Source organism: Methylobacterium sp. FW306-05-D (genome assembly GCF_058782155.1).
Window position 1 is genome coordinate 14,993 of sequence record NZ_JBYSXL010000040.1, and the last position, 26,957, is coordinate 41,949.

Annotated in this window: 24 protein-coding genes; 13 read left to right on the forward strand and 11 right to left on the reverse strand. The window is 71.0% G+C overall.

Annotated elements, in window-relative coordinates; genetic code table 11:
• Nucleotides 1–15: 15 nt before the first annotated feature.
• The gene (gene dnaA, locus AC3WLN_RS14605) at nucleotides 16–1,530 is read right to left on the reverse strand and encodes a chromosomal replication initiator protein DnaA (protein WP_492482377.1); all 1,515 of its coding nucleotides are present in this window, start codon (nucleotides 1,528–1,530) and stop codon (nucleotides 16–18) included.
• 580 nt (nucleotides 1,531–2,110) lie between these two features.
• Nucleotides 2,111–2,377 carry a 30S ribosomal protein S20 gene (gene rpsT / locus AC3WLN_RS14610; protein WP_055951936.1) on the reverse strand — a complete coding sequence of 89 codons (267 nt, stop codon included), beginning with the start codon at nucleotides 2,375–2,377 and terminating at the stop codon, nucleotides 2,111–2,113.
• A 240-nt stretch (nucleotides 2,378–2,617) separates the two neighbouring features.
• On the opposite strand from rpsT, the gene speB reads away from it, so the two are divergent.
• Complete coding sequence (gene speB / locus AC3WLN_RS14615) at nucleotides 2,618–3,607, forward strand: agmatinase (RefSeq protein WP_492482338.1); 990 nt, start codon at nucleotides 2,618–2,620, stop codon at nucleotides 3,605–3,607.
• A 55-nt stretch (nucleotides 3,608–3,662) separates the two neighbouring features.
• Nucleotides 3,663–4,298, forward strand: a complete 636-nt coding sequence (locus AC3WLN_RS14620) for a glutathione S-transferase family protein (protein WP_492482340.1) — start codon at nucleotides 3,663–3,665, stop codon at nucleotides 4,296–4,298.
• A 44-nt stretch (nucleotides 4,299–4,342) separates the two neighbouring features.
• Here the strand turns inward: AC3WLN_RS14620 and AC3WLN_RS14625 are convergent, their stop codons facing one another.
• From AC3WLN_RS14625 to ubiE, 4 genes are all read right to left on the reverse strand, one after another.
• Nucleotides 4,343–4,630: a hypothetical protein gene (locus AC3WLN_RS14625; protein ID WP_492482342.1), complete on the reverse strand. Its 288-nt coding sequence runs from the start codon at nucleotides 4,628–4,630 to the stop codon at nucleotides 4,343–4,345.
• 271 nt (nucleotides 4,631–4,901) lie between these two features.
• On the reverse strand, nucleotides 4,902–6,173 hold the full coding sequence (coaBC, locus tag AC3WLN_RS14630; protein WP_492482344.1) for a bifunctional phosphopantothenoylcysteine decarboxylase/phosphopantothenate--cysteine ligase CoaBC: 1,272 nt from the start codon (nucleotides 6,171–6,173) through the stop codon (nucleotides 4,902–4,904).
• Nucleotides 6,174–6,214: 41 nt separating this feature from the next.
• On the reverse strand, nucleotides 6,215–7,771 hold the full coding sequence (gene ubiB / locus AC3WLN_RS14635; RefSeq protein ID WP_492482346.1) for a 2-polyprenylphenol 6-hydroxylase: 1,557 nt from the start codon (nucleotides 7,769–7,771) through the stop codon (nucleotides 6,215–6,217).
• A 46-nt stretch (nucleotides 7,772–7,817) separates the two neighbouring features.
• A complete protein-coding gene (gene ubiE / locus AC3WLN_RS14640; RefSeq protein ID WP_492482379.1) occupies nucleotides 7,818–8,573 on the reverse strand; it encodes a bifunctional demethylmenaquinone methyltransferase/2-methoxy-6-polyprenyl-1,4-benzoquinol methylase UbiE in 756 nt (251 codons plus the stop codon).
• A 115-nt stretch (nucleotides 8,574–8,688) separates the two neighbouring features.
• Here ubiE and AC3WLN_RS14645 point away from each other — a divergent pair, with 115 nt between their 5' ends.
• The 3 genes from AC3WLN_RS14645 (at nucleotide 8,689) to AC3WLN_RS14655 (ending at nucleotide 12,028) form a co-directional block, all read left to right on the forward strand.
• Nucleotides 8,689–9,165 carry a hypothetical protein gene (locus AC3WLN_RS14645; protein WP_492482348.1) on the forward strand — a complete coding sequence of 159 codons (477 nt, stop codon included), beginning with the start codon at nucleotides 8,689–8,691 and terminating at the stop codon, nucleotides 9,163–9,165.
• Between the two features lie 318 nt (nucleotides 9,166–9,483).
• On the forward strand, nucleotides 9,484–10,383 hold the full coding sequence (gene mutM, locus AC3WLN_RS14650) for a bifunctional DNA-formamidopyrimidine glycosylase/DNA-(apurinic or apyrimidinic site) lyase (RefSeq protein WP_492482350.1): 900 nt from the start codon (nucleotides 9,484–9,486) through the stop codon (nucleotides 10,381–10,383).
• A 241-nt stretch (nucleotides 10,384–10,624) separates the two neighbouring features.
• Nucleotides 10,625–12,028: a diguanylate cyclase domain-containing protein gene (locus AC3WLN_RS14655; protein WP_492482352.1), complete on the forward strand. Its 1,404-nt coding sequence runs from the start codon at nucleotides 10,625–10,627 to the stop codon at nucleotides 12,026–12,028.
• Nucleotides 12,029–12,035: 7 nt separating this feature from the next.
• Here the strand turns inward: AC3WLN_RS14655 and AC3WLN_RS14660 are convergent, their stop codons facing one another.
• From AC3WLN_RS14660 to uvrB, 3 genes are all read right to left on the reverse strand, one after another.
• Nucleotides 12,036–12,770, reverse strand: coding sequence for a YidB family protein (locus tag AC3WLN_RS14660; protein ID WP_492482354.1), 735 nt, complete (start codon nucleotides 12,768–12,770; stop codon nucleotides 12,036–12,038).
• Nucleotides 12,771–12,806: 36 nt separating this feature from the next.
• Entirely contained in the window at nucleotides 12,807–13,184 is a 378-nt protein-coding gene (locus AC3WLN_RS14665) for a hypothetical protein (RefSeq protein ID WP_463775661.1), read from the reverse strand.
• A gap of 104 nt (nucleotides 13,185–13,288) precedes the next feature.
• Nucleotides 13,289–16,147 carry an excinuclease ABC subunit UvrB gene (gene uvrB / locus AC3WLN_RS14670; protein ID WP_492482356.1) on the reverse strand — a complete coding sequence of 953 codons (2,859 nt, stop codon included), beginning with the start codon at nucleotides 16,145–16,147 and terminating at the stop codon, nucleotides 13,289–13,291.
• 139 nt (nucleotides 16,148–16,286) lie between these two features.
• Here uvrB and AC3WLN_RS14675 point away from each other — a divergent pair, with 139 nt between their 5' ends.
• The 8 genes from AC3WLN_RS14675 to AC3WLN_RS14710 all read left to right on the forward strand — a co-directional run bounded on the left by AC3WLN_RS14675 (nucleotide 16,287) and on the right by AC3WLN_RS14710 (nucleotide 24,909).
• Nucleotides 16,287–17,822: a glycosyltransferase family 61 protein gene (locus AC3WLN_RS14675; RefSeq protein WP_492482358.1), complete on the forward strand. Its 1,536-nt coding sequence runs from the start codon at nucleotides 16,287–16,289 to the stop codon at nucleotides 17,820–17,822.
• A gap of 103 nt (nucleotides 17,823–17,925) precedes the next feature.
• On the forward strand, nucleotides 17,926–18,465 hold the full coding sequence (locus AC3WLN_RS14680) for an ankyrin repeat domain-containing protein (protein ID WP_492482359.1): 540 nt from the start codon (nucleotides 17,926–17,928) through the stop codon (nucleotides 18,463–18,465).
• A 65-nt stretch (nucleotides 18,466–18,530) separates the two neighbouring features.
• The gene (locus AC3WLN_RS14685; protein WP_492482361.1) at nucleotides 18,531–20,303 is read left to right on the forward strand and encodes a pyrroloquinoline quinone-dependent dehydrogenase; all 1,773 of its coding nucleotides are present in this window, start codon (nucleotides 18,531–18,533) and stop codon (nucleotides 20,301–20,303) included.
• A 412-nt stretch (nucleotides 20,304–20,715) separates the two neighbouring features.
• Nucleotides 20,716–21,162: a TadE/TadG family type IV pilus assembly protein gene (locus AC3WLN_RS14690; RefSeq protein ID WP_492482363.1), complete on the forward strand. Its 447-nt coding sequence runs from the start codon at nucleotides 20,716–20,718 to the stop codon at nucleotides 21,160–21,162.
• Complete coding sequence (locus tag AC3WLN_RS14695) at nucleotides 21,159–22,808, forward strand: TadG family pilus assembly protein (protein ID WP_492482365.1); 1,650 nt, start codon at nucleotides 21,159–21,161, stop codon at nucleotides 22,806–22,808. The genes AC3WLN_RS14690 and AC3WLN_RS14695 overlap by 4 nt, the downstream gene beginning before the upstream one ends.
• Before the next feature lie 169 nt (nucleotides 22,809–22,977).
• Nucleotides 22,978–23,205 carry a hypothetical protein gene (locus AC3WLN_RS14700; protein ID WP_492482367.1) on the forward strand — a complete coding sequence of 76 codons (228 nt, stop codon included), beginning with the start codon at nucleotides 22,978–22,980 and terminating at the stop codon, nucleotides 23,203–23,205.
• A gap of 130 nt (nucleotides 23,206–23,335) precedes the next feature.
• On the forward strand, nucleotides 23,336–23,758 hold the full coding sequence (locus AC3WLN_RS14705) for an acyl-CoA thioesterase (RefSeq protein WP_492482369.1): 423 nt from the start codon (nucleotides 23,336–23,338) through the stop codon (nucleotides 23,756–23,758).
• A complete protein-coding gene (locus AC3WLN_RS14710; protein WP_492482371.1) occupies nucleotides 23,755–24,909 on the forward strand; it encodes an endo-1,4-beta-xylanase in 1,155 nt (384 codons plus the stop codon). Before AC3WLN_RS14705 ends, AC3WLN_RS14710 begins: the two co-directional genes overlap by 4 nt.
• 55 nt (nucleotides 24,910–24,964) lie before the next feature.
• On the opposite strand, the gene AC3WLN_RS14715 is transcribed toward AC3WLN_RS14710, so the two are convergent.
• Complete coding sequence (locus AC3WLN_RS14715; protein ID WP_492482372.1) at nucleotides 24,965–25,873, reverse strand: alpha/beta hydrolase; 909 nt, start codon at nucleotides 25,871–25,873, stop codon at nucleotides 24,965–24,967.
• A 113-nt stretch (nucleotides 25,874–25,986) separates the two neighbouring features.
• The coding region (locus AC3WLN_RS14720) for a lytic transglycosylase domain-containing protein (RefSeq protein WP_492482375.1) at nucleotides 25,987–26,957 on the reverse strand (971 nt) is incomplete at its 5' end.

A 26,957-nucleotide genomic window follows, 5' to 3' on the forward strand; every position in this document is an offset into this window, starting at 1 on the left:
GCGCCCCGGCGCGCCTCAATCCTGCAGCATGCGCTTCAGGAGCTCGACCTCGTCGTTCAGCACGTTGTCCTCGCCGATCAGCTTGTCGATCTTGCGCACGGCGTGCAGCACCGTGGTGTGGTCGCGCCCGCCGAAGCGGCGGCCGATCTCGGGCAGCGAGCGCAGGGTGAGCACCTTGGACAGGTACATCGCGATCTGGCGCGGCTTGACCACGGCGGCGGTGCGCCGCTCGGACAGAATATCGGAGCGCGAGACGTTGTAGCGCGAGGCCACCAGCTTCTGGATGTCCTCGATCTTGATGCGCTTGGGCTCGCGGTTCTTCACGAGGTCGCGAATGGCGGTCTCGGCGGTCTCCATGGTCACGGCGGTGCCCGTGAGGGTGGCGTGCGCCAGGAGCCGGTTCACGGCGCCCTCGAGGTCGCGGCCGTTGGCCGTGATGGCCCGGGCGACGTAGGTCGCCACCGTGGGCGAGACCTCGAAGTTCGGATGCGAGACCTGCACGGCGGCGAGACGCGCCGACAGGATCGAGGTGCGCAGCTGCTCGTCGAGGCTGCCGATCTCGACCACGAGGCCGCCGGCGAGGCGCGAGCGCACGCGCTCCTCCAGGGCTTCGAGCTCGGTGGGCGGCCGGTCCGAAGCGACGACGACCTGGCGGCCGGCATCGATCAGGGCGTTGATGGTGTGGCCGAACTCGGCCTGGATCGACTTGCCCTGGATGAACTGCACGTCGTCCAGGATGAGCAGGTCGATCGCCCGCAGGCGTTCCTTGAAGGCGAGGGCGTTCTGGGTCTTCAGGGCGTTGACGAAGCCGTACATGAAGCGGTCGGCGGTGAGGTAGATCACCCGGCGGCCGGATTCACGGGCGGCGTGGCCGATGCCGTGCAGGAGGTGGGTCTTCCCCAGGCCGACGCCGGCATGGAAGTAGAGCGGGTTGTAGAGCGCACCCTGTCCATCGTGGCGGGCGACGCGCTCGGCGGCGGCATGGGCCAGGGCGTTCGAGCGGCCGACGACGAAGCTCGCGAAGGTCAGCCGGTTGTCGAGGGGGGCGCCGTTGAGGTCGCCGCCGGCGTCGCCGCGATGGGCGGGGGCCGACTCGTTCTCGGAGGCGCCGGTCGCGTCGCCGTGCGACGGCAAGGCGGCGTTGACGGATTGCAGGCGGGCCAGCGGGCTCGCGGGGCTGCTCGCCGTCTTGGGCGCGCTCGGGACGGGGCGGGCGGCGGCAGAGGGGCCGCGGACCGAGACGTCGAGGCGCGAAACGGTCTCGACCTCGCTGCGGAAGGTGTTCAGCACCCGGTCGAGATAGTGGGATTCGATCCAGCTCTTAAGGAATCGGGTCGGCACCGTGAGGCGGGCGGTTCCGTCCAGGACCTCCACCAGTTCGAGCCGGGCGAACCAACTCGCGAAGACATCCTCGCCGAGCTCCGCCCGCAGGCGACGCTTCACCCGGGCCCAGGCAGCCACCGTATCGGGACCGCTCACGCCGCTCATGCCCATCTCGGCATTGCCGGACACGCTTCCGTCGACATGCATCATCGCTCTCCTCGTGCCGAGAGCGGAGAGCCGCCACCGGTACGTACGCACACTTGACTGTCGTCGCGCCCCGCGAGGTATTCGCGAGACCCATATTGCCGGGCCAGAGTCAACAGGCTCTGGAGTGGCTTTTGTCGATGAAGCAAGCCTATCAACAATAAGCTACGGTTCTCCTAACAACGGGACTTACGGGGATAGCAAAAATTGCAGCAATTCCGGCCTGGGGTTCACCGCCAGAGTCCAGCCGGCGAGCCCACCTTGTGGACGATTCGCTCTGGACTCGGAGTCAGGTGGAATTTGCTGGTTCATCGTGACACATCGTTAAGCTACACTCGGCCCCGATCGGTCGCAACAAAACAGATTTCGATTAGCGTTAACGCCTTATCACCGAAACCGTCCTGATTCGGGAGTCCTTCGCAATTGTGCGGCCTGTTGCCCGAAGACGACCCGCGGGCCGGCCGGGCAGCGCACGCCCCAAAGCCCGGATGCCCCATCGCCCGCGACCCCGGCCGGAAGGCCGAAACAAAAAAAGCCCGGCATCGCTGCCGGGCTTTTTTCGCGTCTCGTGGGGAAGAGTGGCTTAGGCGGCGAGCGCCTTCACCCGCGCGGCGAGGCGCGAGACCTTCCGGGAGGCGTTGTTCTTGTGCACGATGCCGTGCTGGGCGGCCCGCATGATCTCGGGCTCGGCGGCGCGGAGGGCGGTCAGCGCATTCGACTGATCACCGGCGGCGATGGCCTCCTCGACCTTGCGGACGAAGGTGCGCATACGGCTGCGACGCGAGCGGTTGACCGCGGTGCGCTTCGCAATCTTGCGGGTCATTTTCTTGGCCGACACGGTGTTGGCCATGGGGCATCCTCGTCACGTTTGAGGCGATCGCGACGAGCCCGCGGGCTGAAGTGTCGGTGGATCGCGTGCAGGTTGTTCGGGCAATGGCGAAGCCGACGATCGCGGTGTGCGCGCCCGTCGGCGATGTGGGCTCTATAGCCACGCGTTGCCGATCCGTCAACGGAACGTCATCGTGCCGTCGTCGGCCCGGCGGGAAAGCCGGGGCCGCCCCAGCGCCACCCCGAGTCACGAGGACACCCCATGCTGAGCGAGGCGGACCAGGCACGGATCGCGCGGCACCGGCCGCTCTCGGGCATGGCGACGCCGCGCTTCTCGGGCCTCGCGAGCTTCATGCGCCTGCCCCTCGTCGATCCCGCGGAGGCGCCGGGGCGAATCGATATCGGTCTCGTCGGCATTCCCTTCGACGGCGCGACCACCAACCGGCCCGGCGCCCGCCTGGGTCCGCGCGGCGTACGCGACGCCTCGACCGGAACCCGCGCCCGCAACGCCGCCACGGGCATCGCCCCCTACGATCTCGCCGCCTGCGCCGATCTCGGCGACGTGCCGGTCAATCCCATCGACGTGGCGGCCACGGCCCGGGCGATCGAGGCCTTCCACCGGCCCCTGGCCGAGGCCGGCATCGTGCCCCTCTCGGTGGGGGGCGACCACTTCGTCACCTATCCGGTGCTGCGCGCCCTCGGGCGGACACGGCCCGTCGGCCTGATCCACGTCGACGCCCACAGCGACACCGACGACGGGCAATACGACGGCACGCGCCTGACCCACGGCACCCCGTTCCGCCGCGCCATCGAGGACGGCGTCCTCGATCCGCGGCGGATGGTGCAGATCGGCCTGCGCGGCAGCGTCGATTCGGCGGACGAACTCGATTGGGCCCTGGCCCGGGGCGTGCGCATCGTGCCCATGGAGGCGGTGATCGAGCGCGGCCTGGCATCCGTCCTCGCCGAGGCCCGCGCCGTCGTCGGTGACGCGCCGACCTATCTGAGCTTCGACATCGACGCCCTCGATCCCGCCTACGCCCCCGGCACCGGCACGCCCGAGATGGGCGGCTTCACCTCCCGCGAGGCGCTGCAGATCGTGCGCGGCCTGCGCGGCCTCGACCTCGTCGGCGCCGATGTGGTCGAGGTCGCCCCACCCCTCGACCCCTCCGGGCTGACGGCCCTGGCCGGAGCCACCCTCGCCTTCGAGATCCTGTGCCTGCTGGCGGAGGCCTTGGCGGCCCGGCGCGATTGACGGCGCGGGTCCATGCGGAAAGCCTGCGCGCGGACCGATTCGCCGGGAGCCGACCTTGGACACCGACCTCACCCTCTACCACGCGCCCCGGACGCGCTCCTCCGGGGTGCGCATCCTGCTCGAAGAGCTCGGCGCGCCGCACAGGCTGGAGGTGCTCGACCTCGGCTCGGGACAGGGGCGGCACTCGGCCTATCTTCGGGTCAATCCCCTGGGGAAGGTTCCGGCCCTGCGCCACGGCGAGGCCCTGATCACCGAGCAGGCGGCGATCTACCTCTACCTCGCCGACCTGTTTCCTGAGCGCGGTCTCGCCCCGCCGATCGGCGATCCGCTGCGCGGGCCCTACCTGCGCTGGATGGTCTTCTACGGTTCGAGCTTCGAGCCGGCGGTGGTCGACCGGGCGCTGCAGCGCGAGCCCGGTCCGAGGGCGATGTCGCCCTACGGCGATTTCGATGCGGTGCTGAAGGCGGTGGTGGATGCCCTGACGCCGGGTCCCTACCTCCTCGGCGAGCGGCACTCGGCCGCCGACGTGCTCTGGGGCGCCGCCCTCGGCTGGACCACCCGCTTCAAGCTCGTTCCGGAGGAGCCCGCGATCCTGGCCTATCTTGCCCGCATCGAAGGGCGCCCGGCAGTGCGCAGCATCATGGCGGCCGAGGCGGAGCTGTCGGCGGAACGGGAGGCGGCGCGGGACTGACGCGGAGGCCCGATCCCCGCCGTCGCGCGGAAGGTGTCGGGCGCTCAGCCCGGCGGCAGCGTCGCACCGGTGGTGCGGGCGGCCACGTCGGAGGCCGGGGCGCTGGGAGCGTAGGCGGCGATCAGGTGCACGCCGATCACCGGCCCGAAGACCAGGGTCATCATAACGGCCATGATCAGGGCGACGTTGGCATCGCCCGAGCCCGCCTTGCGGGTTTTCGGGCGGCGCGCCTTGACGCGCACCGGCGTCGCGCCGTCCGCCCGTCGGAAGCTCAGGATCCGCACGGGCGCCACGGCGCCGCGCAGGCGTGGAAGGGCATTCGAGAAGGTCATCGGCTCACCTCGTTCGACCGGGCCATCGGGGGCCGGTCGCGGGCGAGCCCGATCAGGCGATCAGGCGCGGGTCTCGCGGAGGGCCATCGGCGGCGCGGTCCATCGACTACTGTCGCTGGGCATTAGGGTCGGGAGTTCCTGTGGAGCCGCGCGGACAGCCATCTGTGCTGCACGTGCGAACGACGCCGAAATGATGCGGCGGGAGACGTTAGTCAAGCCTTAACGCGCGAGCGCGGGATCGGCTCCGCCGGCTTTTCCGGACGCCGGTGGATCAGGCGTCGAGCAGGGCGGCGAAGTGCCGGATCAAGCGGCGTCCGACCTCGTCCTTGTCGAGGGTCGGCCAGGTCTCGACGGTGCCGTCGCGGGCGACGAGGTGGACGGTGTTGGCGCTGCCCCCCATCACCCCGCCGGCGGGCGAAACGTCGTTGGCGACGAGGAGGTCGCAGCCCTTGCGGGCGATCTTGGCGCGGGCATTGTCCAAGATCGTGTCGGTCTCGGCCGCGAAGCCGACCACGAGGCGCGGGCGTCCGGCCGAACGCCCCGCGATGGTGGCGAGGATGTCGGGGTTCTCCACCAGGGCGAGGGGCGCCGGCGCGGCGCCGTCCTTCTTGATCTTGGAGTCGCGGGTCTCGGCCGGGCGCCAGTCGCCCACCGCCGCGGCGAAGACCGCGAGGTCGGCCGGGAGCGCGGCCTCCACGGCCGCCAGCATCTCGCGGGCGGTCTCGACCGCCACGACCCGCACGCCCGGCGGATCGGGGATCGCCACCGGGCCGGAGACCAGGGTCACGGTTGCCCCGGCGGCGGCGGCGGCGGCGGCGATGGCGTGGCCCTGGCGCCCGGAGGACCGGTTGGCGAGGTAGCGCACCGGGTCGATCGGCTCGTGGGTCGGACCCGAGGTGACGAGCACACGCCGGCCGGCCAGCGGGCCTAACGCCGCCTCGGCGGTCGCACCGCGCCCCGCCAGGAAGCCGAAGCCGGAGGCCGGACGGGTCTCGGCCAGCATCGCCTCGACCGCATCGGCGATCTCGGCCGGCTCGGCGAGGCGGCCGGGGCCGAACTCCGCCTCGGCCATGGCCCCTTCGTTGGGGCCGACCACCCGGACGCCGTCACCGCGCAGGGTCGCGAGATTGCGCTGCGTGGCGGGGTGCTGCCACATCCGCACGTTCATCGCCGGCGCGATTAGGATCGGCAGGGTGGTGGCCAGCAGCACCGTGGCGGCGAGGTCGGACGAATCGCCCGTGGCCATGCGGGCCATCAGGCTGGCGGTGGCGGGGGCGACCACGATGGCGTCGGCATCCCGCGCCAGCTTGATGTGGCCGATATCGGCTTCCTCGGCCCGGTCGAACAGATCGGTATGCGCGCGCTCGCCGGCGAGCGCTGCCGCCGCCAGGGGGGTCACGAATTCCTGGGCGCCCTTGGTCAGGAGCGGGCGCACCTGCGCGCCGCGCTCGCGCAGGCGCCGGATCAGGTCCAGCGCCTTGTAGGCGGCGATGCCGCCGCCGATGACGAGGAGAACGCGGCGATTCTGGAGCGGGCGGGTCATGGTCCGGAACCCTTCGATGCGGCCTGCCGGGTCGGCACAGGCTAGCGGAACGCCATCACCAGCGCACCGATGGCGATGCCCCACAGGGCCACCGTCGACCAGATCGCGCGCCGGCGCTCGGACCGCGCGAAGGCGTCGAGGCGGTTGCCGTCACCCGAGCCGGCCTCGTCGAGGCGCACCAGGATGCGGCGCAGGCGCTGGGCGAGGTCGGGGATGTCCGAGACCACGTCGGTGATGGTGAGGGCGGCGCGGCCGAGGCTCTCGACCCGGCCCACGGGACCGAGGTTGCGGGCGATCCAGGAGCGCACCACCGGCTCGGCCCCGGTCCACATGTCGAGCTGCGGATCGAGGGAGCGGGCGACGCCCTCGACCACCACCATGGTCTTCTGCAGCATCACCAGTTCGGTGCGGGTGCTCATGTCGAACAGGGCGGTGATGTCGAACAGCAGGGTCAGCACCTTGGCCATCGAGATCTCGTCGGCCTTGCGCTGGTGGATCGGCTCGCCGATCGCCCGGATCGCCTGGGCGAAATCCTCGACCGAATGGTGCGCCGGAACGTAGCCCGCCTCGAAATGCACCTGGGCCACGCGCTTGTAGTCGCGCAGGATGAAGCCGAGCAGGATCTCGGCGAGGAAGCGCCGCTCCATGTGCCCGAGCCGGCCCATGATGCCGAAATCGACGGCCACCAGGGTGCCGGTCGGGTCGATGAACAGGTTCCCGGGATGCATGTCGGCGTGGAAGAAGCCGTCCCGGATGGCATGGCGCAGGAAGGACTGGATCACCGCCCGGCCGAGGGCCTTCGCATCGTGCCCGGCCGCCTCGATGGCGGCGCGGTCGTTGAGCCGGATGCCCTCGATCCACTCGCTGGCCAGCACGTCGCGGGCGGTCAGTTCCCAGTCGGGCCTGGGCACGCGGAAATCCGCGTCGTCCCTCGTGTTCTGGGCGAGCTCGGACATCGCGGCGGCCTCGAGCCGGAAGTCCATCTCCATCATCACCGAGCGGGCGAGGATCTCCACCACCTCGCGGGGGCGCAGGCGCTCGGCCTTGGGCGACAGCACGTGCACCACGCGGGCCATGAAGCGCATGACCTGGAGGTCGCGCTGGAAGCGCTCGCGCACGCCCGGGCGCATGATCTTGATCGCCAGCACCCGCTCGGTGCCGTCGGCGTCGAGGACATGGGCCTTGTGGACCTGCGCGATCGAGGCCGCCGCGATCGGCGGGCTGAACGAGACGAAGAGATGCGCCACCGGCTTGCCGAGCGCCGCCTCGACCAGGCGGATCGCGGTCTCCTGCGGGAACGGCGGGACGCGGTCCTGAAGGGTCTCGAGATCGCGCGCCGCCAGCATGCCGACGATGTCGGGCCGGGTCGCGAGGAACTGGCCGAACTTGACGTAGCTCGGCCCGAGGCGGGTCAGGGCCCGCTGCAACGGTCCGGCGCCGGCCCCGAGGCCCGGGCGCTCCAGCATGCGGCCGAGCCGCAGGACCAGGCGCAGGTGCGGCGGCAGCTCGGCGGAATCGACGAGGGCCAGCGCGCCCTCGCGGGCGAGCACGTAGCCGACATGGGCGCCGCGGAAGAGATGGACGAAGCCGCCGAGCATCAGACCGTCCCGGGCATGGTGCGGAGGGGCGGTGCCGACACCGCCGTCACGAGACCTTCCAGCCCGAATGGATCGCCACGATGCCGCCCGTCAGCGGCCGGTGGCTGACGTGGCGGAACCCGGCCGCCTCGATCATGCCGGCGAAGCGCCCGGGGGAGGGGAACTTGCGGATCGATTCCACGAGGTAGCGGTAGGAATCCGCGTCGCCGGCGACCTGGGCGCCGAGGCGCGGGATCACGTGGAACGAGTAGGCGTCGTAGATCCGGTCGAGCACCGGCAGGTCGACCTTCGAAAATTCCAGGCAGAGGAACCGGCCGCCGGGCTTCAGCACCCGATGCGCCTCGGCGAGCGCCCGGTCGATCCGGGGTACGTTCCGGATGCCGAAGGCGATGGTGTAGGCGTCGAACCGCTCCGCCGGCAGCGGCAGCGCCTCGGCGTTGGCCGTGACGAAGTCGATGCGCCCGGTGAAGCGGTCGCCCGCCCGCTCGGCGCCGACCCGCAGCATCGCCTCGTTGATGTCGAGCACCGTGGTGTGCGTCGCGGGGCCGCCGGCCTCCAGGGCGCGGAAGGCGATGTCGGCGGTGCCGCCGGCCACGTCGAGATGGTGGAAGGGCCGGTTGCGCGGCGGCCGCAGCATCGAGATGAGGTGCGACTTCCAGGCGCGGTGGAGGCCGCCCGACATCAGGTCGTTCATCAGGTCGTAGCGCTTGGCGACGGAGCGGAAGACGTCGTCGACGCGGCCCTGCTTCTCGTCGAGCGCGACGCTCTCGAAGCCGAAATCGGTGGTCTCGTCGGTGGCCATGGGCGTCTCCATGGCCGTCTCCATAGCGAAGCCGTGTCGAGAGTGCCATCAGGCTCGATCGCGCAGGTCGGGTTCTCCCGGACGACGCGGCCGCCCGGCGGATGGCATTGCCCGGATGGTACAGGCCCGGATCGTCGGAGGTGATTCGGGCCCGGGCCTCCAGCATCGCGCGGAACGGGACCGCGGGCACCGCGCTCGCCGCGCCCGAGCCGGGGTCCTTGCCCGCCGTGATCACCTCGGCCAGGGACAGGCCGAGGCGATCGAGGCCAAGGACCTTCTCGATGAGCTCGACGAGCGTGCCGGCCGTCTTCTCCTGCTTCAGCACCCCGACGGTGGCGGCATCGAGATGCCGGCGCCCGGCGCTCCCGGCGATTCTGGCCGGGTCGTCCGGATGGGCCCTCGTCTCCCGGAAGGCGTCCTCGACCGCCGACAGGAAGCTCGATCGCGGGGCGTAGGCATCGCGTTCGATGCCGAGGAGCTCCCCGACACGGTTCAGGCGCGCGACCATCTCCTTGGCGGGATCGGGCCGGTTCACCCCGAAGAGGGCGGCGCTGGCCTCGGCGGCGGTGGGCTCCGCGCCGATGCCCCTTGAGGGTGACAGGCGGCCGTCGCGGCCGAGATTCAACGCGCCGAGCGAGGTCTGTGCAGAGGATTGCCGCAGCAGGGTCAGGGCCGACACCTGGACAGGATCACGGTGTTACTCCTGACGCATGGCCCTCGCAGCAAGACGCGATGCGCGATCGGCCGTACCACCCTGCGTGTAATACCTCGAATTATTAATCAACTTATGATTGCACAACGTGAGACTGAGGCGACGAAGCGTCTTCGTCGAGCGCCGCCCCCCCATGGCTGGCGACCCCGGCCATGCCCATCTGGGTGGAAAACGCCCCCGCGAGCGGTAAAGGACGCCATGCCGGAACTTCCCGAAGTCGAGACCGTACGTCAGGGCCTCGCCCCCGCCCTGGTGGGTGCGCGCTTCAGCCGGGTCATCCTGCGGCGGCCGAACCTGCGCTTCCCGTTCCCCGACCGGTTCGCCGAGCGCCTCGAGGGCCGCACCGTGACGGATCTCGCCCGGCGAGCGAAGTACCTCGTGGCCGGCCTCGATTCCGGGGAGTCGCTGATCATGCATCTCGGCATGAGCGGGCGCTTCGACGTGGCACTGCCGGACGGACGCAACCTGTCGCCGGGTGACTTCTATCTCGAAGGCGCGCAGGGCAACGCCAAGCACGACCACGTCGTGATGGCGATGTCGAACGGGTCGACCGTGACCTACAACGACGTCCGGCGCTTCGGCTTCATGGATCTCGTGGCCACCCCCGCCCTCGGCGCGAGTCGCCACTTCGCCGGCATGGGCATCGAGCCCCTGAGCGAGGCCCTGACGCCGGAGGCCGTCGCGCGCCTGTTCCGCAACCGGATCACGCCGTTGAAGGCCGCCCTCCTCGACCAGCGCCTCATCGCCGGCCTCGGCAACATCTATGTCTGCGAGGCCCTGCACCGGGCGGGCCTGCATCCCGAGATGCGGGCCGGCCTCCTCGCCAAGGCCGACGGGACGCCGACCCCGAAGGCCCGGCGCCTGGCCCGGGTGATCGGCAAGGTCCTGACCGAGGCCGTGGCGGCCGGCGGCTCGACCCTGCGCGATTACGCCCATACGGACGGTGGCAGCGGCGCCTTCCAGCATGCCTTCCGGGTCTATGACCGGGTCGGACATGCTTGCAGCGCCAAAGGATGTACTGGTGTAATCGAGAGGATCGTCCAGTCGGGCCGGTCGACATTCTTCTGTGCGACTTGTCAGACCCGCCCCGCAAAATAGCAGTGGACAGTGATGGCGCCGCCGCGCGTTCGGCAATTCGGCGGACGTGAGCCGTTAAAGCTCATTTGATAATTAGCTGCCAGGGTGATTTTCGACGAACAGGCGGCCGGATCTTCGGAAGACTGTTCGTCCAACCACAAGATGAAAGCATTCGGCCGCGACAACTCGGCCGGCTCCGCCTCCGAGGGGATGCGGGGCCGGTCTGAAAGCGCCGGCCGATCCGCTCGAATCCAGGGCACCCATGGACCCCATCGCGCATACCGAAGCCGATCGCCTCAAGGCCCTGCGGGATCTCGATATCCTCGATTCCGAACCGGAGCCGCATTTCGACGCCATCTGCCGGACGGCAGCGGCCCTGTTCGGCATGCCGATCTCCTACGTCTCCCTCGTCGCGGCGGATCACCAGCGCTTCATGGCCAAGTGCGGGCTCGATCTCGACGAGACGACGCGCGAGGGCGCCTTCTGCAACTACGCCATCCTGTCGGACGCCGTGTTCGTGGTGGAGGACGCCCGCGCCGACCCGCGCTTCCGCGACAGCCCCCTCGTGATGAATGCGCCGCACGTGCGCTTCTATGCCGGGGCGCCCCTTGTCACCGAGGCCGGCCTGCGGGTCGGCATCCTCTGCGTCCTCGATCATGTGCCGCGCCAGTTCACGCCCGAGGACCGCAGCCGGCTGCAGGACCTCGCCTCCGTCGTCGTCGCCCAGCTGAGCCTGCACCGGGCCAAGTCGAAGCTGCGGGAACGCGAGGCGCATTACCGCCTGCTCGCCGAGAACAGCTCCGACATGGTAATCTGGGCGACGCTCGACACCGTGCGCCGCTACGTCTCGCCCGCCTCCCGCACCCTCCTCGGCTGCGAGGCGGAGGAGCTGATCGGCACGAAGCCCCTGGATCAGGTCCATCCGGCCGATGCCGAGGCCTACGGCCGGCTGCTGGACGACCTGTGCGCCGGGCGCATCACCCGGGCGGTGTCGACCCAGCGCTACCGCCGCAAGGACGGCAACTGGATCTGGGTGGAGGTCAACTTCAACCTCACCTACGATTCCGGGGGCGGGCGTGCGACCGGTTACGTGGCGGCCGTGCGCGACATCAGCGCCCGTAAGGAGGCGGAGTTCCAGATCGCCCACATGGCGCGCCACGACGCCCTGACCGACTTGGCGAACCGGACCCTGTTCCGCGAGCGCTTGGTCCAGGAACTAGGCATGAGCCACCGCCGCGGCGCCAATTTCGCGGTGCTCTGCCTCGACCTCGACCGCTTCAAGTCCGTCAACGACACCCTCGGACACCAGGCCGGCGACGCGCTGCTCTGCGCGGTGGCCGCCCGCCTGCGTGGACTGGTCCGCGCCGAGGACACGGTGGCACGCATCGGCGGCGACGAGTTCATGATCATCCAGACCGGCCCGCTGGTGGTCGGCAGCATCCGCACCCTGGCGCAGCGTCTGATCGAGGTCGTGTCCCAGCCGATCGCGCTGGAAGGCAGCGCCGTGACGGTGGGCGTCAGCATCGGCGTCGCCGTAGCGCCGCAGGACGGGACGGATCCCGACCTCCTGTGCCGCAACGCCGACCTCGCCCTGTTCCAAGCCAAGGACGCGGGCCGCAACACCTTCCGGCTCTACGAGCCCGGGATGCGCTTCGGCCCGGGCTGAGGGCCGGTCACCAGCCCCGCACATCCTCGCCGGTGGGCCGCCGGCCCTGCGGGGTCAGCCCGTTGATCACCTGGGGCAGGGCCTGGGCGAGTTGCGACAGCAGGTCGTTGCGATTCAGTCCGGTGCGCTGTTCCAGGGCGTTCACGGTCTCGGGGCCGAGGGCGTCGGCGAGGCGGTCGGGGGCCACCGGCCGGTTCTCGCCATGCCCGATCCAGGATTCCATGACGTCGCCGAGGCCGCCGCGCTGGAAGCGGTCGATCAACCCGTCGAGTCCGCTGCGTCCGTCCGGCGCCTCGTGGTCGAGATGGGCATAGGGTCCGGCACCGGCGCTGCGGTCGCCCGGGGCCTGGCCGTTGTCGCCCGGGCCGTCGAGCATGCCGGAGAGGTCGCTGAAGTCGCCCTCGCGGCCGGGCAGGGGCGGGGCATCGTCGCGCGTGTCGCGGCCGTAGCCGGAACCCGCACCCGGACCGCGGTCCTGGCCGAAGCCGCCGATGTCGCCGTCGTCGCCGCCGCGCGGCGCCTGCGACTCACCGCGATGGCCGCCGCCGAGGAGGTCGCCGAGGCCGCCGGCCCCCTTCGACATCAGCAGCATCAGCAGTGCCTGCACGATCGGCGACATCGCGCCGCCGAGCATGCCGCCCCCGCCGCCGCCATGGCCGCGGTCGTCGCCCCGCTCAGACTCTCGGCCGCCGCCGAGCACCTGACCGAGCACGCCGCCGATGACTTGATCGAGCAGACCCATTGCGCTTCTCCCCTGTGTTGACGATGGAACCGTATCCTAGTCGCGGCGGGTCCCGCCTGTGCCGGCCCGGTCCTTCGCCGGGAGGTGATCCAGCGGATTGGTGCGCGCGCCGGGCTTGGCGTCCGAGGCCGTGACGGCGGTGGTGGCGGAGATCGCCTTCGGCGGCGCGACCTGACCGGTCGGCCGCTCGGCCGCGCCCGCCGCATTGTCGCGGCCCGGCAGGGTGCCGGGGGTCGGCTGGTCGTTGGGGTTGGCCACCGACTGCGCGGTGGCCGGGCGCAGGCTCACGGGCCCGACCAGCAGGCCGACGGCGCCCGAGAGGGCGAGGCCGGACAGGAACAGGGCGGTGACGGCGCCGCCGGCGCGGGGCCTGAAGGCCGGACGCGAAGCGCCGGGAGATGCAGGGCGGCTCATGGGACGGTCTCCGGGAGCGAGGGGACGTCGGATGCCGGACCAAGCCCCGCCACCGCCGATGGGTTCCGGTCCCCCCGCGGGCAATAAGCCGGCGCGCCCCGCGATCAGCCGCGCTTGCGCCCACCTCCGCCCTTGTATTTCGGCTTCTGGCCGCCGAGCCCCTGGGTCGAGCGGGCCTTCGGCCGCTCCCGCCAGACGGGAGCGCCCACGGGCAATTCGCGGTCGGTGCCCGGCCCCATGTTGTCGAGGGTCGGCTTCGAGATGCGGCTCTGCTTGGAGCCGAAGCGCCCGGCCTCGCGCTCGACGTCGCCCTGGCGGGCCATGGGATCGTCCGAGACCAGCAGCTCCGTGGCCTGCAGGCGCTTGAGCTCGTCGCGCAGGCGCGCGGCCTCCTCGAAGTCGAGGTCGGCGGCCGCCGTGCGCATCCGCTTCTCCAGGTCGGCCATGACCGCCTTGAGGTTGTGGCCGATGGTGACGGCGTTCTTTGCGAGCCCGGTATCGACTTGGACGTGGTCGCGCTCGTAGACGCTGTCGAGGATGTCGGCGATGCCGCGCTTCACGCTCTGCGGCGTGATGCCGTGCTCCTCGTTGTAGGCGAGCTGCTTCTGGCGCCGGCGCTCGGTCTCGGCCATCGCCCGCTCCATCGAGCCGGTGATCTGGTCCGCGTAGAGGATGCAGCGGGCATCCGCGTTGCGGGCCGCGCGGCCGATGGTCTGCACCAGCGAGGTCTCGGAGCGCAGGAAGCCCTCCTTGTCGGCGTCCAGGATGGCCACGAGGGCGCATTCCGGAATGTCGAGGCCCTCGCGCAGGAGGTTGATGCCGATCAGCACGTCGAAGGCGCCAAGCCGCAGGTCGCGGATGATCTCGATGCGCTCCAGGGTGTCGATGTCCGAGTGCATGTAGCGCACGCGGACGCTGTTCTCGTGCAGGTACTCGGTCAGGTCCTCGGCCATGCGCTTGGTCAGCGTCGTCACCAGGGTGCGGTAGCCGGCCTGGGCCACCTCGCGCACCTCGCCGAGGAGGTCGTCGACCTGAGAGCGCGCCGGACGCACCTCGATCACCGGGTCGACGAGGCCGGTCGGGCGGATGACCTGCTCGGCGAAGACGCCGCCGGTCTGCTCCATCTCCCACTTGGCGGGCGTGGCCGAGACGTGGATCGATTGCGGGCGCATGGCGTCCCATTCCTCGAACCGCAGCGGGCGGTTGTCGAGGCAGGAGGGCAGGCGGAAGCCGTACTCGGCCAGGGTCGCCTTGCGGCGGAAGTCGCCCTTGTACATGCCGCCGATCTGCGGGACCGTGACGTGGCTCTCGTCGGTGAAGACGATGGCGTTGTCGGGCAGGTACTCGAACAGGGTCGGCGGCGGCTCGCCGGGCTTTCGCCCGGTCAGGTAGCGCGAATAGTTCTCGATGCCGTTGCAGGCGCCGGTGGCCTCGATCATCTCGATGTCGAAGGTGCAGCGCTGCTCGATGCGCTGCGCCTCGATCAGGCGGCCCATTTTGGTCAGCTCGTCGACCCGCTGCTTCAGCTCGGTCTTGATGCCCTTGACCGCCTGCTGGAGGGTCGGGCGCGGCGTGACGTAGTGCGAGTTGGCGTAGACCTTCACGAACTTCAGGTCGTTGATCTTCTTGCCCGTGAGCGGATCGAACTCGGTGATCGACTCGATCTCGTCGCCGAACAGGCCGATGCGCCAGCCGCGGTCCTCCAGGTGGGCCGGCCAGAGCTCGATCACGTCGCCGCGGACCCGGAAGGTGCCGCGGGCGAAGTCCGACTGGATGCGCTTGTACTGCAGCGCCACGAGGTCGGCGATCAGCTGGCGCTGCTCGATCTTCTCCTCCAGCGAGACCGTGAACGACATCGCCGTGTAGGTCTCCACGGAACCGATGCCGTAGATGCACGAGACCGAAGCGACGATGATGACGTCGTCGCGCTCCAGCAGGGCGCGGGTGGCGGCATGGCGCATCCGATCGATCTGCTCGTTGATCGAGGATTCCTTCTCGATGAAGGTGTCCGAGCGCGGAACGTAGGCCTCGGGCTGATAATAGTCGTAGTACGAGACGAAGTACTCGACCGCGTTGTCGGGGAAGAAGCTCTTGAACTCGCCGTAGAGCTGCGCCGCCAGGGTCTTGTTCGGTGCCAGGATCAGGGCCGGGCGCTGGGTCTCGGCGATGATCTTGGCCATCGTGAAGGTCTTGCCGGAGCCGGTGACGCCCAGCAGCACCTGGTCGCGCTCGGCCTTGCGCACGCCGTCCACCAGCTCGGCGATGGCGCGGGGCTGGTCGCCGGCCGGCTCGAACTCGGATTTCAGCGTGAAGGCGAGGCCACCCTCGGACTTCTTGGGCCGGTCCGGCCGGTGCGGCACCCAGGTCTTGCCGTCCCGGAACAGCGGATTGCCCTCGGTGAGGAGGCGCGAGAGCGCGTCCACCGTGGCGGAGACGCCGTCCGTGGCGAGCGAGGTGTCGCCGTCCTGCGCCGATCCGACCGGGTCCGCGCCCTCCGGGACCGGACCGTCCTCCGGCGCCCGCAGGCCGAGGGCCTGGGCGAGACGCGGGTCGACGTCGGCCGCCTCGCCATGGGCGTAGGTCGCCTGCGCCGCCTCGCCGAAGCCCATGCCGGAGTTCTTGTCCGGAGCCGCCGGCGCCTGGGTCGAGGCCGCGGGAGATCTGGCGCGTCCGCGCGCCGGCTTCGGCTGGCCCGGACGCGGCGGGGCCGGCGGCTCGACCGGCGGCAGGCGGTTCCGGTTCAGCGCCGGGCTGAGCAGCGCGGCCAGGTGCTCGTCGAGGGGTTGGAGCTCAGGCTTCGACGCCTTCGAGTTCGGCGTCCGCGGCGCGGAGGCCTTCGTTCCGGAGGCCTTCGTTCCGGAGGTCTTGGTCCCCGCGCCCTTGGAATCCTCGACGTTCCTGTTCAGAACCTCGGCGTCGGGAGCTGGGTCGGACGCGGCGCGTGGCTTCTTCGGAGTCGACATGCTGCAAGTATGGTTTCTACCAGCCGCTTGGGAAAGGGTGCGCCGGAGCCGGATCGGGTCCCGCCTGCGCTCCGCCGGGGCAGGGAGTGCCGCACGGGGCGATTTATCGCGCCTCGCGGCGGTTCCGGCCGTCCTCGCCATGGCGATCCAGCCGAGCGCGATCCTGGTCCTGTGCGATCACCTCGATCCGGAACTCGAGGCGTTCGGCCGGCGCTTCATCGCGGCACCGATCTGTCTCGCCACCGAGAATCCGGACCTTTCGGCCATGGCTCCGGCGGGCATGGAGGTGGCCTGCGGCCGCTTCGCCGACCGCCGCTGGCTGCGGGCGCTCGCCGCTGTGCACGGGCCGAGCCTCGTCATCGATCAGCGCACCGGCACCGACGCCGCGCGGGCACGCGCCTTCGTCCTCCTCTACCCGGCGCTCGCGCGCGGCGGCGTCTACGCGATCCGGGAGACGACGGGACTACTGCGGGCACGCCTGTCCGCCTTCAAACGCTCGGCACGCGCCCTCCACCGGCGGCTCGCCGCAGCCGGCGGGCCTCCTCTCCACCGGGGCGGCTACCGCATCGTCGGCAAGCCGGACGGGGTGCCCCGGCCGATCCACCTGCGGCACGCGGCCGAGATCCCGGCGCCTCCGGCCGTTCCGGTCGATGCGCCGCGCTACAGCCGGGCGACGGCCGAGCTGATCGGTGCGCCGCCACGGATTGCGGCGTTCGCGGCGCATTTCTCCGGTTCCGAGGCGACGCCGCCCGAGGCGCGGGTCTACCGCTTCCCGGACGCGCTCGTGTTCGGCTCTGCCCTGGTCCAGGTGGGCGACGCCCTGGTCGAGGAGAGCCTGATCAATCGTGACCGCGCCGGCTATCTCGGCGCGCTGGCGCTGGCGCCCGACGGCACGGGCACGGTGCACCACACTCTCCCGCGCCCGCGTCGGATCGCCGGCCGCACGGTGCATCTCTGGCAGCTCTGGGCGGAGAATTACGGGCACTGGATCATCGAATGCCTGCCGCGCCTGCACGTGGCCGCCCGAGCCGGCCTTCTCGACGGCGCGAAGGTCACCGTCCAGGCCATTCCGTCGATGGCGGTGCTGTACCGGGAGTCGCTCGAGGCCCTCGGCATCGGCGCGGACAGGATCGTCTGGACGACCCAGCGCGAGGTCCTGTTCGAGGAGCTCGTCTATCCGACCCCGATCACCCTGCAGCCGATCACCAAGTCGCCCCTCGTCATCGACGCCGCACGGGAGCTTCGCGGGAGGATCGGACCACCTCCCGAGCCCCTACCGGACCGGATCTACGTCAGCCGCAACCGCAACGCCCGCCGGCGGCTCGTCAACGAGGCGGAGGTCGTCGCCGTGCTGGCGGAGCGCGGCTACCGCACGGTGCACCCGGAGGAAGAGTCCTTCGTGCGCCAGGTCCAGATCTTCGCCGCCGCGCGCTTCGTGATCGGCGGCATGGGGGCCGCCCTCAGCAACCTCGCCTTCTCCGAGCCGGGCGTGCGCTGCCTGATGCTGACCAACCAGGACATGCTCGACGACTTCTTCCTCGACCTCGCCGGCCTCGTGGGCGGCCGCTACGTCTCGATCCACGGCGACAGCGTCGCGCCGGACCTCGGCATGCAGTCCGACTACGCGATCCCGATCGCAGTCCTGCGCGAGACCCTCGACCGGCACGGGTTCTGAACGACGGCACGATCGAGATTCGCATCTCCGTTCCTCGACACCGGGCCGAACGGAGCTAGGTTCCGGGCGGGATCACTGCCGCATCCCGAGACCGGACGCACCGATGGACCCCGAGAGCCCGCCCAAACCCGAACTCGACGCCGAGACCCTGGCCTTCGCGGCCCGGGTCTTCCAATACGCCCGCCTGGGCCATGCGGAGGACCTCGCGGAGCTGTTCGGGCAGGGCCTGCCGGCGAACCTGCGCAACGACAAGGGCGACAGCCTGCTGATGCTCGCCGCCTATAACGGGCAGGCCGAGGCGACGCGGGTGATCCTGGAGCATGGCGGCGATCCGGAACTCGCCAACGACCGGGGCCAGACGCCGCTCGCCGGCGCCGCCTTCAAGGGAGACATCGCCATCGTGGGCCTGCTCCTCGCCCACGGGGCCCGGGTGGACGGCACCGGAACGGGCAGCCGCACGGCGCTGATGACGGCGGCGATGTTCAACCGCACCGAGATCGTCGACCTGCTGCTCGCCCACGGTGCCGACCCGGATGTCCGGGACGCCTCCGGCCAGACCGCCGCGTCGCTGGCGGAATCCATGGGGGCGGCCGACACCCCCGCCCGGCTCGCCGGGGCGACGCGCCCGGGCACAACGGGCTGAGCCGGCGCGTTCCCGTCGGAAGATCTGCTGCGGATCGCCCGGTCACGGGGCGACCCAGGTGAGGAATGCCCATGTCGAACACGTTCCGCCGCGGCCTGGCCGCGTTCCTGATCGCGAGCCTGCCCGGCGCGGCCCGGGCGGCCGACGACTGGCCGATGTTCGGACGCGACCACACCAACCAGCACTTCTCGCCGCTCACCGCGATCGACCGGGGCAACGTGAAGGCCCTGCGCCCGGCCTGGATCTTCCAGACCGGCATCACCGGCTACTTCCAGGCCGAGCCCGTGATGGTGGACGGGACGCTCTACGTCTCGACCACCCAGAACCACGTCGCCGCCCTCGATGCCCGCAGCGGGCGGGTGCTGTGGACCTATACCCACAAGGCGCGCACCGAGAAGATCTTCGGGCCGCCCTCGAACCGCGGCGTCGCGGTCTCCGGCGGCAAGGTCTTCGAGGCCACCATGGACGGGCGGGTGATCGCCCTCGACGCCGCCACCGGCAAGGTCCTGTGGGACCATGAGGCCGTGCGCCCGGAGGAGGGCGAGTCCGAGACCGCCTCGGCCCTGGCGGACCGGCTCGGGGCCGGCGCCGTCCAGGGGTCGAGCCGCCTCGGCTTCAAGATGCCGCCCCTGGTGGCCGACGGCCTCGTCATCGTCGGCGTGGCCGGCGCGGGCTACGGTCTGCACGTGGAGGACGCCAAGGGTGGCCTCGACGGCGGCGCGGTGGTGGGCATCGAGGGCGGCTATGGCCGCCGCGGCTGGCTCGCCGCCTACGATGCCGCCACGGGCGCCGAGCGCTGGCGCTGGTACGTCACGAAGGCCGACGGCTGGGAGGGCGCCTTCTCCGCGACCACGCCGGACGGCGTGCCCCTGCACCGGGACATCGCCGCCGAGAAAGCCGCCGCTCCGGCCCATCCGGAGGCCTGGCGGGTGGGCGGCGGCTCGCTCTGGATGACCCCGGCCTACGACCGGGATCTCGGCCTGATCTATGTCGGCACCGGCAATCCGGCGCCGCAGAACTTCGGCCTCTCGCGGCCGGGCGACAACCTCTACACCATGAGCCTCGTCGCCCTCGACGTCCGCACCGGGCAATTGCGCTGGTACTACCAGCAGGTGCCCCACGACGAGTGGGGCTACGACGTGGCGAGCCCGCCCTTCCTCCTCGATCAGCCGACGCCGCAGGGGCCGGTCAAGGCCGTGGCGCAGGGTTCGAAGACCGGATGGCTCTACGTCCACGACCGCAGCACCGGAAAGCTCCTGGCGCGGTCCGAGCCGCTGATCGCACAGAAGAACCTCTACGCCCCGCCGACCGAGGCCGGCACCGTGGTGAGCCCGGGTCCCCTCGGGGCGATCTCGTGGCATCCGGTGGCCTACGACCCCCGCGGCGGCACCGCCTTCGCGCAGGTCCGTCACGGAGCGACCACCTACGTGGTCAGGACCGTGCCCGCCGCCGGCGACCGCCCGGCGATCCGCTACACCGAGACCGCCGAGGCGAAGGGCGAGCCGAGCTTCAGCACCCTCACGGCCGTGGATCTCGCCCGGGGCGGGGCGATCAAGTGGACCGTGAAGGGCGGCAGCCGCCTCTCCGGCGGGACGCTGGCCACCGCCTCCGGCCTCGTTTTTTCCGGCGAGGAGGACGGCCATCTCGATGCCCACGACGCCGAGACCGGCGCGATTCTCTGGCGGTTCCAGTGCGGGGCCGGGATCGGTGGGCCGCCGATCACCTATGCGCTCGACGGCAAGCAATACGTCGCGGTGGCGGCCGGGGGCGCCTCCTTCACCAAGGGCTCCGGTTTCGGCACCGGCGATGCGCTGGTGGTGTTCGCGCTGCCGGATTGAGCGGCCGGCCAAGACGAGCGGCGGAAGCCGGCGAGCCCGGCGGCAGGGATGCCGAGGGCTCGTGCCCAGTGGTCGAGCGTGCACGCGGCGATGCTCCGCGGTGCGCCCCCACAACTCTTGCGCACCCCACGAGAGGTTTCCGGATTTCCCTGCTTCTGGTCATTATGTCGCAGATTGCGGCAGGGCGATGCAATCCTGCGGCGAGCCGCGGTGACGGGTAGATAACATAAGATTATAATCCAGGTTGTAGAGCGCGACCGCCGAGTCGGCCCTCGGTGCCTCGGCGCAAATATTCCTTTTTTCTGGTCGAGATCTACGCTGCTTCCGAATTTCGACCGAAAGGTTCCGTTATCAACTCGATGTGATCGTTGTGTAATTGAACGAGATCTGAGAGCGAGTCGGAGGCTCGGCTATGCGGAACGTCTATAATCATACAATTACACAGAGACGATTTCTTTTAGAACAGGACGGTAACGCTGCAATTGAGTTCGCATTGATCGTCCCAGTCTTATTGGTCCTTTTCGGCGGCATGGTCGCCTTCGGAATCTATTTCGGCGCATCGCACAACCTGAAGCATATCGCTTCGGAAGCGGCCCGCGCCTCGATCGCCGGCGTCAGCGACCAGGAGCGGGTCGACCTCGCCCGCCGGCGGGTCGCGGACGCCCTGACCGAGGGAGCGATGTTCAAGCCCGGGACCGTGCTGGTGTCGGTCGGACCCAACCCGGCGGATGCGTCCCTCTTCACCGTGACCCTGACCTTCGATGCGAAGTCGCTCGGCTTCTCCGGGTTCTCGGGCCTGATTCCCCTGCCGCCGGATCTCATCCAGACCACGGTGAGCGTGCGCCGGGGCGGGCTGTGATCGGCCGCATCGCGCGCGACGAGCGCGGCGCCGTCGCGATCTTCACGGCTCTGGCCCTCTCCACGCTCCTCGCCGCGACGGCGATCGGCGTCGATTACGGGGCGATGGTGGTGGCCCGCCGCAAGGCGCAAGGGGCGGTCGATCTCGCCGCGACCCTCGCGGCGTCCGATCCGCAGCGCGCCGACCTGCTGGCGCGCCAGTCCCTGGCCGATAACGGTTTCGGCGCCGAGACGGTGATCAAGGTCCAGCCCGGGATCTACGTGGGCGATGCCAAAGTCCCCGTCGCGGATCGCTTCGTCCCCAACGCGGCCGCGCCGAGCGCCGTCCGGGTGGACCTGCGCACGCGGACGCCGACCTTCTTCGCCCCCGCGATCGGCTTCAAGCGCGACGTGCAGATCGATGTGCGCGGGACCGCGGCCTCGGCGCGGTTCGCGTCCTTCAACATCGGGTCCGGGCTGATGCGCCTGGATGCCGGCGTCATCAACGGCCTCTTCGGCGCGTTGCTGGGCAAACCCGTCTCCCTGTCGGTGAGCGACTACGAGGCGCTGGCAGCGGCGCAGGTCGACGGCTTCCGCGTGCTCGATGCCCTCCAGCCCACGCTCGGTCTGAAGGTCGACAACTACAACGACGTGGTCGCGGCGAACGCGACGCTGGGACAGGTGCTCTCGGCTCTGCAGTCGGTCGCGGGCGCGACGGCGGGCAACGGTGCCGCCGCGGCCGCTCTCTCGCAGTTGAGCGGCGTGGCCCGGGGCGTCGGCGGTACGGTCCGGCTCGGCCAGATCATCGATCTCGGCGATTCGGCCAGCCTCGCGCCGGGCAACGGCGTGAAAGGCCCGTCGATGAGCCTGATGGACACCCTGTCGGCCGCGCTCCTGGTCGCCAACGGCGATCGCCAGGTCTCGGCCGATCTCGGCGCCAACCTGCCGGGCCTGCTGCGGACACAGGTCACCCTGGGGATCGGAGAGAAGCGCCAGAGTTCCGGCTACGTCCAGCCCGGCAGCGCCAAGGCCACGGTGACCACGGCGCAGATCCGGCTTCTCGTCGAGGCCAGCCTGACCCTGCCTCTGGATCTCGGCACGCTGCGGCTGCCGCTCTATGTCCAGGTCGCGAAGGCGCAGGGCCGCCTGCGTTCGGTGACATGCCCGTGGTCGAACCGACAGAGCCGCCAGGTCGTCGTGGACGCTCAGACCGGGGTGGCCGATCTCGCGGTCGCCGACATTCCGAAGGCGCTCCTCGATCCGAATGCCCGCACCCCGGACCTCGATCAGCCGGCGATCCTGCTGCGGGTTGCGCCCGCGCTCTCGGTGGCCGGCCGCAGCCGCCTGACCCTGGGCAGCCCGGCGGCGCAGTCGGTGACCTTCAGCGACGACGACATCACCCGCCACGCCGTCCGTTCGGTCTCGGCGACCGGATACGCGCAATCCCTGACCGGTCGGCTGATCGGCGACCTCGACCTGCAGGTGAACGGCGTCGGCCTCCTGGCGCCCGGTCTCGTCAAGAACACGGTCGCGACCGCGCTCGCCGGGGTGACCCCAGCCCTCGACAAGGTCCTCGACAACACGCTGCGCGTCCTCGGGCTCCGCCTCGGCTACGCCGATCTCGCCGTGGAAGGCACGCGCTGCGACCAGGCCGTGCTGGTCCAGTAGGGCGGCCACGGCCGCACCGCCTGCGGGGTTTCGGTCACGCATGCGGTCCGATGGCCCGAACCCGAGGTGCGGCCGGCGATCGGCCGGACGGCTCCGGGGCCGGTGCCGCGACGCCGAAGGTGGAAGCTTTCACATCCGACCCATTCATCGAAACCGCGACGGGCGCGACATGATCACGACCAATACCGGATGGATCGACCATCTTCTGGCTCTCAACCGGCACATCGTGGCCGCCGAGCAAAGTCTCCGCCGGCAGGCGGGCCGCATCATCGATGCCCTGCAGATGCACGAGGACATCGCCGACAAGGAGGAGACCTTCGTCAGCTACCGGGCGCACCTGCAATGCCTCCGCCAGATGCGCGACGCGATGCTGGCCGGGACGCGTGCCGTCGACTGACGGGCATCCCGTTGCAGGCGAGGCCGGCCATGCGGTCGGCCCGTCGCCCGCCGGAGCGCGGCCGGGTATGAGACGGAACGGGTTCGGCGCGCCCCTTGCGTCGGGCCCGGCGCAATTAGAGACTTTCCCCATGACGACCGACGCCCCCGAACCGCGCCAGCCCGAGGACCGTGGACCGCCGGTGGTCCGCACCATCGCGATGCCGGCCGACACCAACCCGGCCGGCGACATCTTCGGCGGCTGGCTGATGGGGCAGATGGATCTCGCCGCCGGCAACGTCGCGGCCCGGCGCTCCCGGGGCCGCTGCGCCACGATCTCGGTGGAGGCGATGACCTTCCACCGCCCCGTCGTCGTCGGCGACGAGGTCAGCATCTATGCCTGGATCGTGCGGGTCGGGCGCACCTCCATGGGCATCCAGGTCGAGGTCTGGCGCCGCGAGCGCGAGGGCGAGGAGACCATGAAGGTGACGGAGGGGCTGTTCACCTTCGTGGCGATCGGCGCGGACCGCCGCCCCCGGGTGATTCCGCCGGAGCGCGAGACCGTGGAAGCGTGAGCCGAAGCGGGCCCTCCCGCCGGGCCGTCCTCGCCGGTGCCCTCGGCCTTGCGGGGAGTCCCGCCTCAGCCAGAAGCCCCGCCTCCGCCGGGTCGCCGTCCTGGTCCGCCGACAGCCTCCAGGCGGCGGCCGCGCGTAAGGGCCTGGCCTACGGCTCGGCGGTGAACGGCGTGACCCTGCGGCAGGACCCGGCCTATGGCCGGGCGCTGGCGCGGGAGGCCGGCCTCCTCGTGTCCGAGAACGCGATGAAGCTGACCTATGCCTGGCGCGCGCCGGATGCCCTCGACTTCACCTATGCGGACGAGGTGGTGGCCTTCGCGGAGGGCAACCGCCAGCGCCTGCGCGGCCATACCCTGGTCTGGCACGAGCGCCTGCCGGCCTGGGTGGCGGCCCGGCTCGCGGCGGGGGAGGGCGAGGCCTTCCTGCGACGCTGGATCGGCGCCATGGCCGGGCGCTATCGCGGCCGCATCGAGGCCTGGGACGTCGTCAACGAGATCTGCGGGCCCCAGGACGGACGCGCCGACGGGCTGCGGCGCACGCCCTGGCTCGAGGCGCTGGGACCCGGCTACGTCGATCTCGCCTTCCGGATCCAGCACGCGGTCGCGCCGGACGCGGCCGGGGTCTGGAACGAGAACGACCTCGAACTCGACGCAGACTGGATCGACCAGCGCCGCGCGATGGTGCTGCGCACCCTCGAGGGGATGCGCCGGCGCGGCGTGCCGATCCGCCGCCTCGGGCTGCAGGGGCATCTCTACGCCAAGCACCCGCTGAACCAGGAGAAGCTGCGGCGCTTCCTGCGGGAGGTCGCCGGCCTCGGCCTCGCCATCGAGATCACGGAATTCGACATCAACGACCGGACCTACCCGGCCGATCTGGCCGCCCGCGACCGGGCGGTGTCCGACCTCGCCCGACGGTTCCTCGACGTGGTGCTGGACGAGGCGGCCGTGCTCGACGTCCTCACCTGGGACATCACCAACCGCAACAGCTGGCTCAACACCAATCCCGAGCGCCGGCGCGCCGACGGCCTGACCCAGCGCGCCCTGCCGCTCGACGAGACCTTCGCCCGCACGCCGCTCTGGTCGGCGATGCACCGGGCCTTCTCGGACGCGCCGGACCACCGCCGGGCGCGGGAGGCCCTGCGCGGCGCCTGACCTCCCCGTGCATGTTCGAGCGCGGAGGAGGCCGGCGCACCGTGAAGACCATGCTCTAGCGGGCGATCATCCGGGCCTGCTGCGGCCGGTCGCCGGCGTGCTGGCGCAGGAAGGCCGCCATCTCGGCGAGTTCCGGCGCCTTCGAGCGGAAGGTCACGGAGAGCGCCAGCAGCGTGTCGGCATGGTCGAGCCCGGCATAGATCCGCTCCTGCACCGGCACCCGGGCGGCGCGCAGGCGGGCGGCGAGGTTGCGGGTGTTGGCGGGCCGCACCGTGGTGTCGCCGTCGCCGGAAGCGAGGAAGGCCGGCGGCGAGTGCGGGCCCGCGAAGGTGATCGGCTGGGTCGCGGCCTTGTCGGGCGCCTCGCCGAACAGCTCGGTGGCGGTGCCGGCATCGAGGGGCAGGAAGTCGTAGGGTCCGGACAGGCCGGCCACGGCGCGCACCACGCGGGGATCGACCCCGGCCCGGCGCAGGTAGGCCGGGTTCAGACCGAGCATCACCGCGTTGTAGGCCCCCGCCGAGTGGCCCGCGAGGACGATCCGGCTCGGGTCGCCGCCATAGGCGGCGATGTTCTGCTCGACCCAGGCCAGGGCCTTGGCCCCGTCGTCGAGGAAATCGGGGAAGCGGACCTCCGGATAGAGCCGGTAATCCGGCAGCACCGTCACGAAGCCCTGGGCCGCGAGGGCCTGGCCGACGAAGGCGTAATCCTCCTTGGAGCCGTTCTTCCAGGAGCCGCCGTAGAAGAACACCAGCACGGGCGCCCCGGCGGAGCCGGCCACGGGGGTGAAGACGTCCAGGCGCTGGCGCGGATGGGCACCGAACGCCGCGTCCTTGAGGCTGAGGCGGCCGCCCTGGTCGCGGGGGCCGATCGCGTCGAAGAAGGCGAGGGGCGAGCAGGCCGTGATGCCGAGCGCGACGAGCGCGAGACCGGCGAGGCTGGCAAGGACGGCAAGAACCCGGGTCATGCAACTCTCTGTTGGGGCGCGTTCCCCCTGTGACAGGGCTGGCGCGGCGGATTCATGGCGCGGTTGGGGTTTCTCGGGGCCATCGCGGCGCTTCGGAGCGATCGGACTCCCGATCAGGTTCTGAGCACGAGGCAGGCCCCCCCGACCTGGCGGATCCGGCCGCACAGGCCGTCGGCGGCCTCGCGGCTCTGGGCCGGGATGCGGATGCGGTAGAAGGCGCGGGTGCCGCGGCTGCGCAGGCGAGTGCCGATGATCATCGGGCGAACATCGCCGATGACGCTTGTGTAGAGCTTCCGTGTCCGGGCGAAGCTCTGCAGCGCCAGGGCCTTCGAGAAGTTCCCGGCGAGCTGGATGCCCCAGGGTGCCGCCGGTCCCTCGTTTCCGCCGAGGGCGAAGCGGTCGCCGCGCGAGGGAATGCGCAGGGCCGCCGTCACCTTGAGGCAGCTCGTCTCGGTCTCGGACTTGGTCTCGGACTTGGTCTCGGACTTGGTCTCGGACTTGGTCTCGGGCTTGGCCCCGGCCTCCTGGCCCTCGCGGTTCTTCTTCGAAGCGTCCTTCGCGGGCGCATCCTTCGTCGGCGCCTCGCCCTCCGGCATCTCCACCGCCGCGCCCGGGCGCCACGCCTCGGCGGGCGTGCCGGTGATCGCCAGCACGTAGTTCCGGGTCTCCGCCGGCAGGCCCCCGGTCCCCGCGAGCCAGGCCGAGACCCGGCCCGGCCCGCCGTTATAGGCGGCCGCGGCGAGGCCGAGATTGCCGAACTGCCGGTTCAGGTCGGCGAGGAGATGGGCGGCGTGCGGGATCGCCTGCTCGGGGTCGAAGGGATCGGTCAGGCCGCGCTCGCGGGCCGTGCCGGGCATGAACTGGGCGACCCCCTGCGCGCCGACGGGACTGACCGCGCCGACGCGGAACGCGCTCTCGCGCCAGATCAGACGCGTCAGGAACGGCACGGGCAGGCCGCGCGCCCGGGCCGACCCCTCGATCAGCCGGCACAGGGCCTGCTCCACCGTCTCGGTCGCGCCCTCCGCGGCGGCGCGGGCCGGCCGCGGCGCGAAGCCGACCGCGAGACAGAGCATCAGGAGGGCGG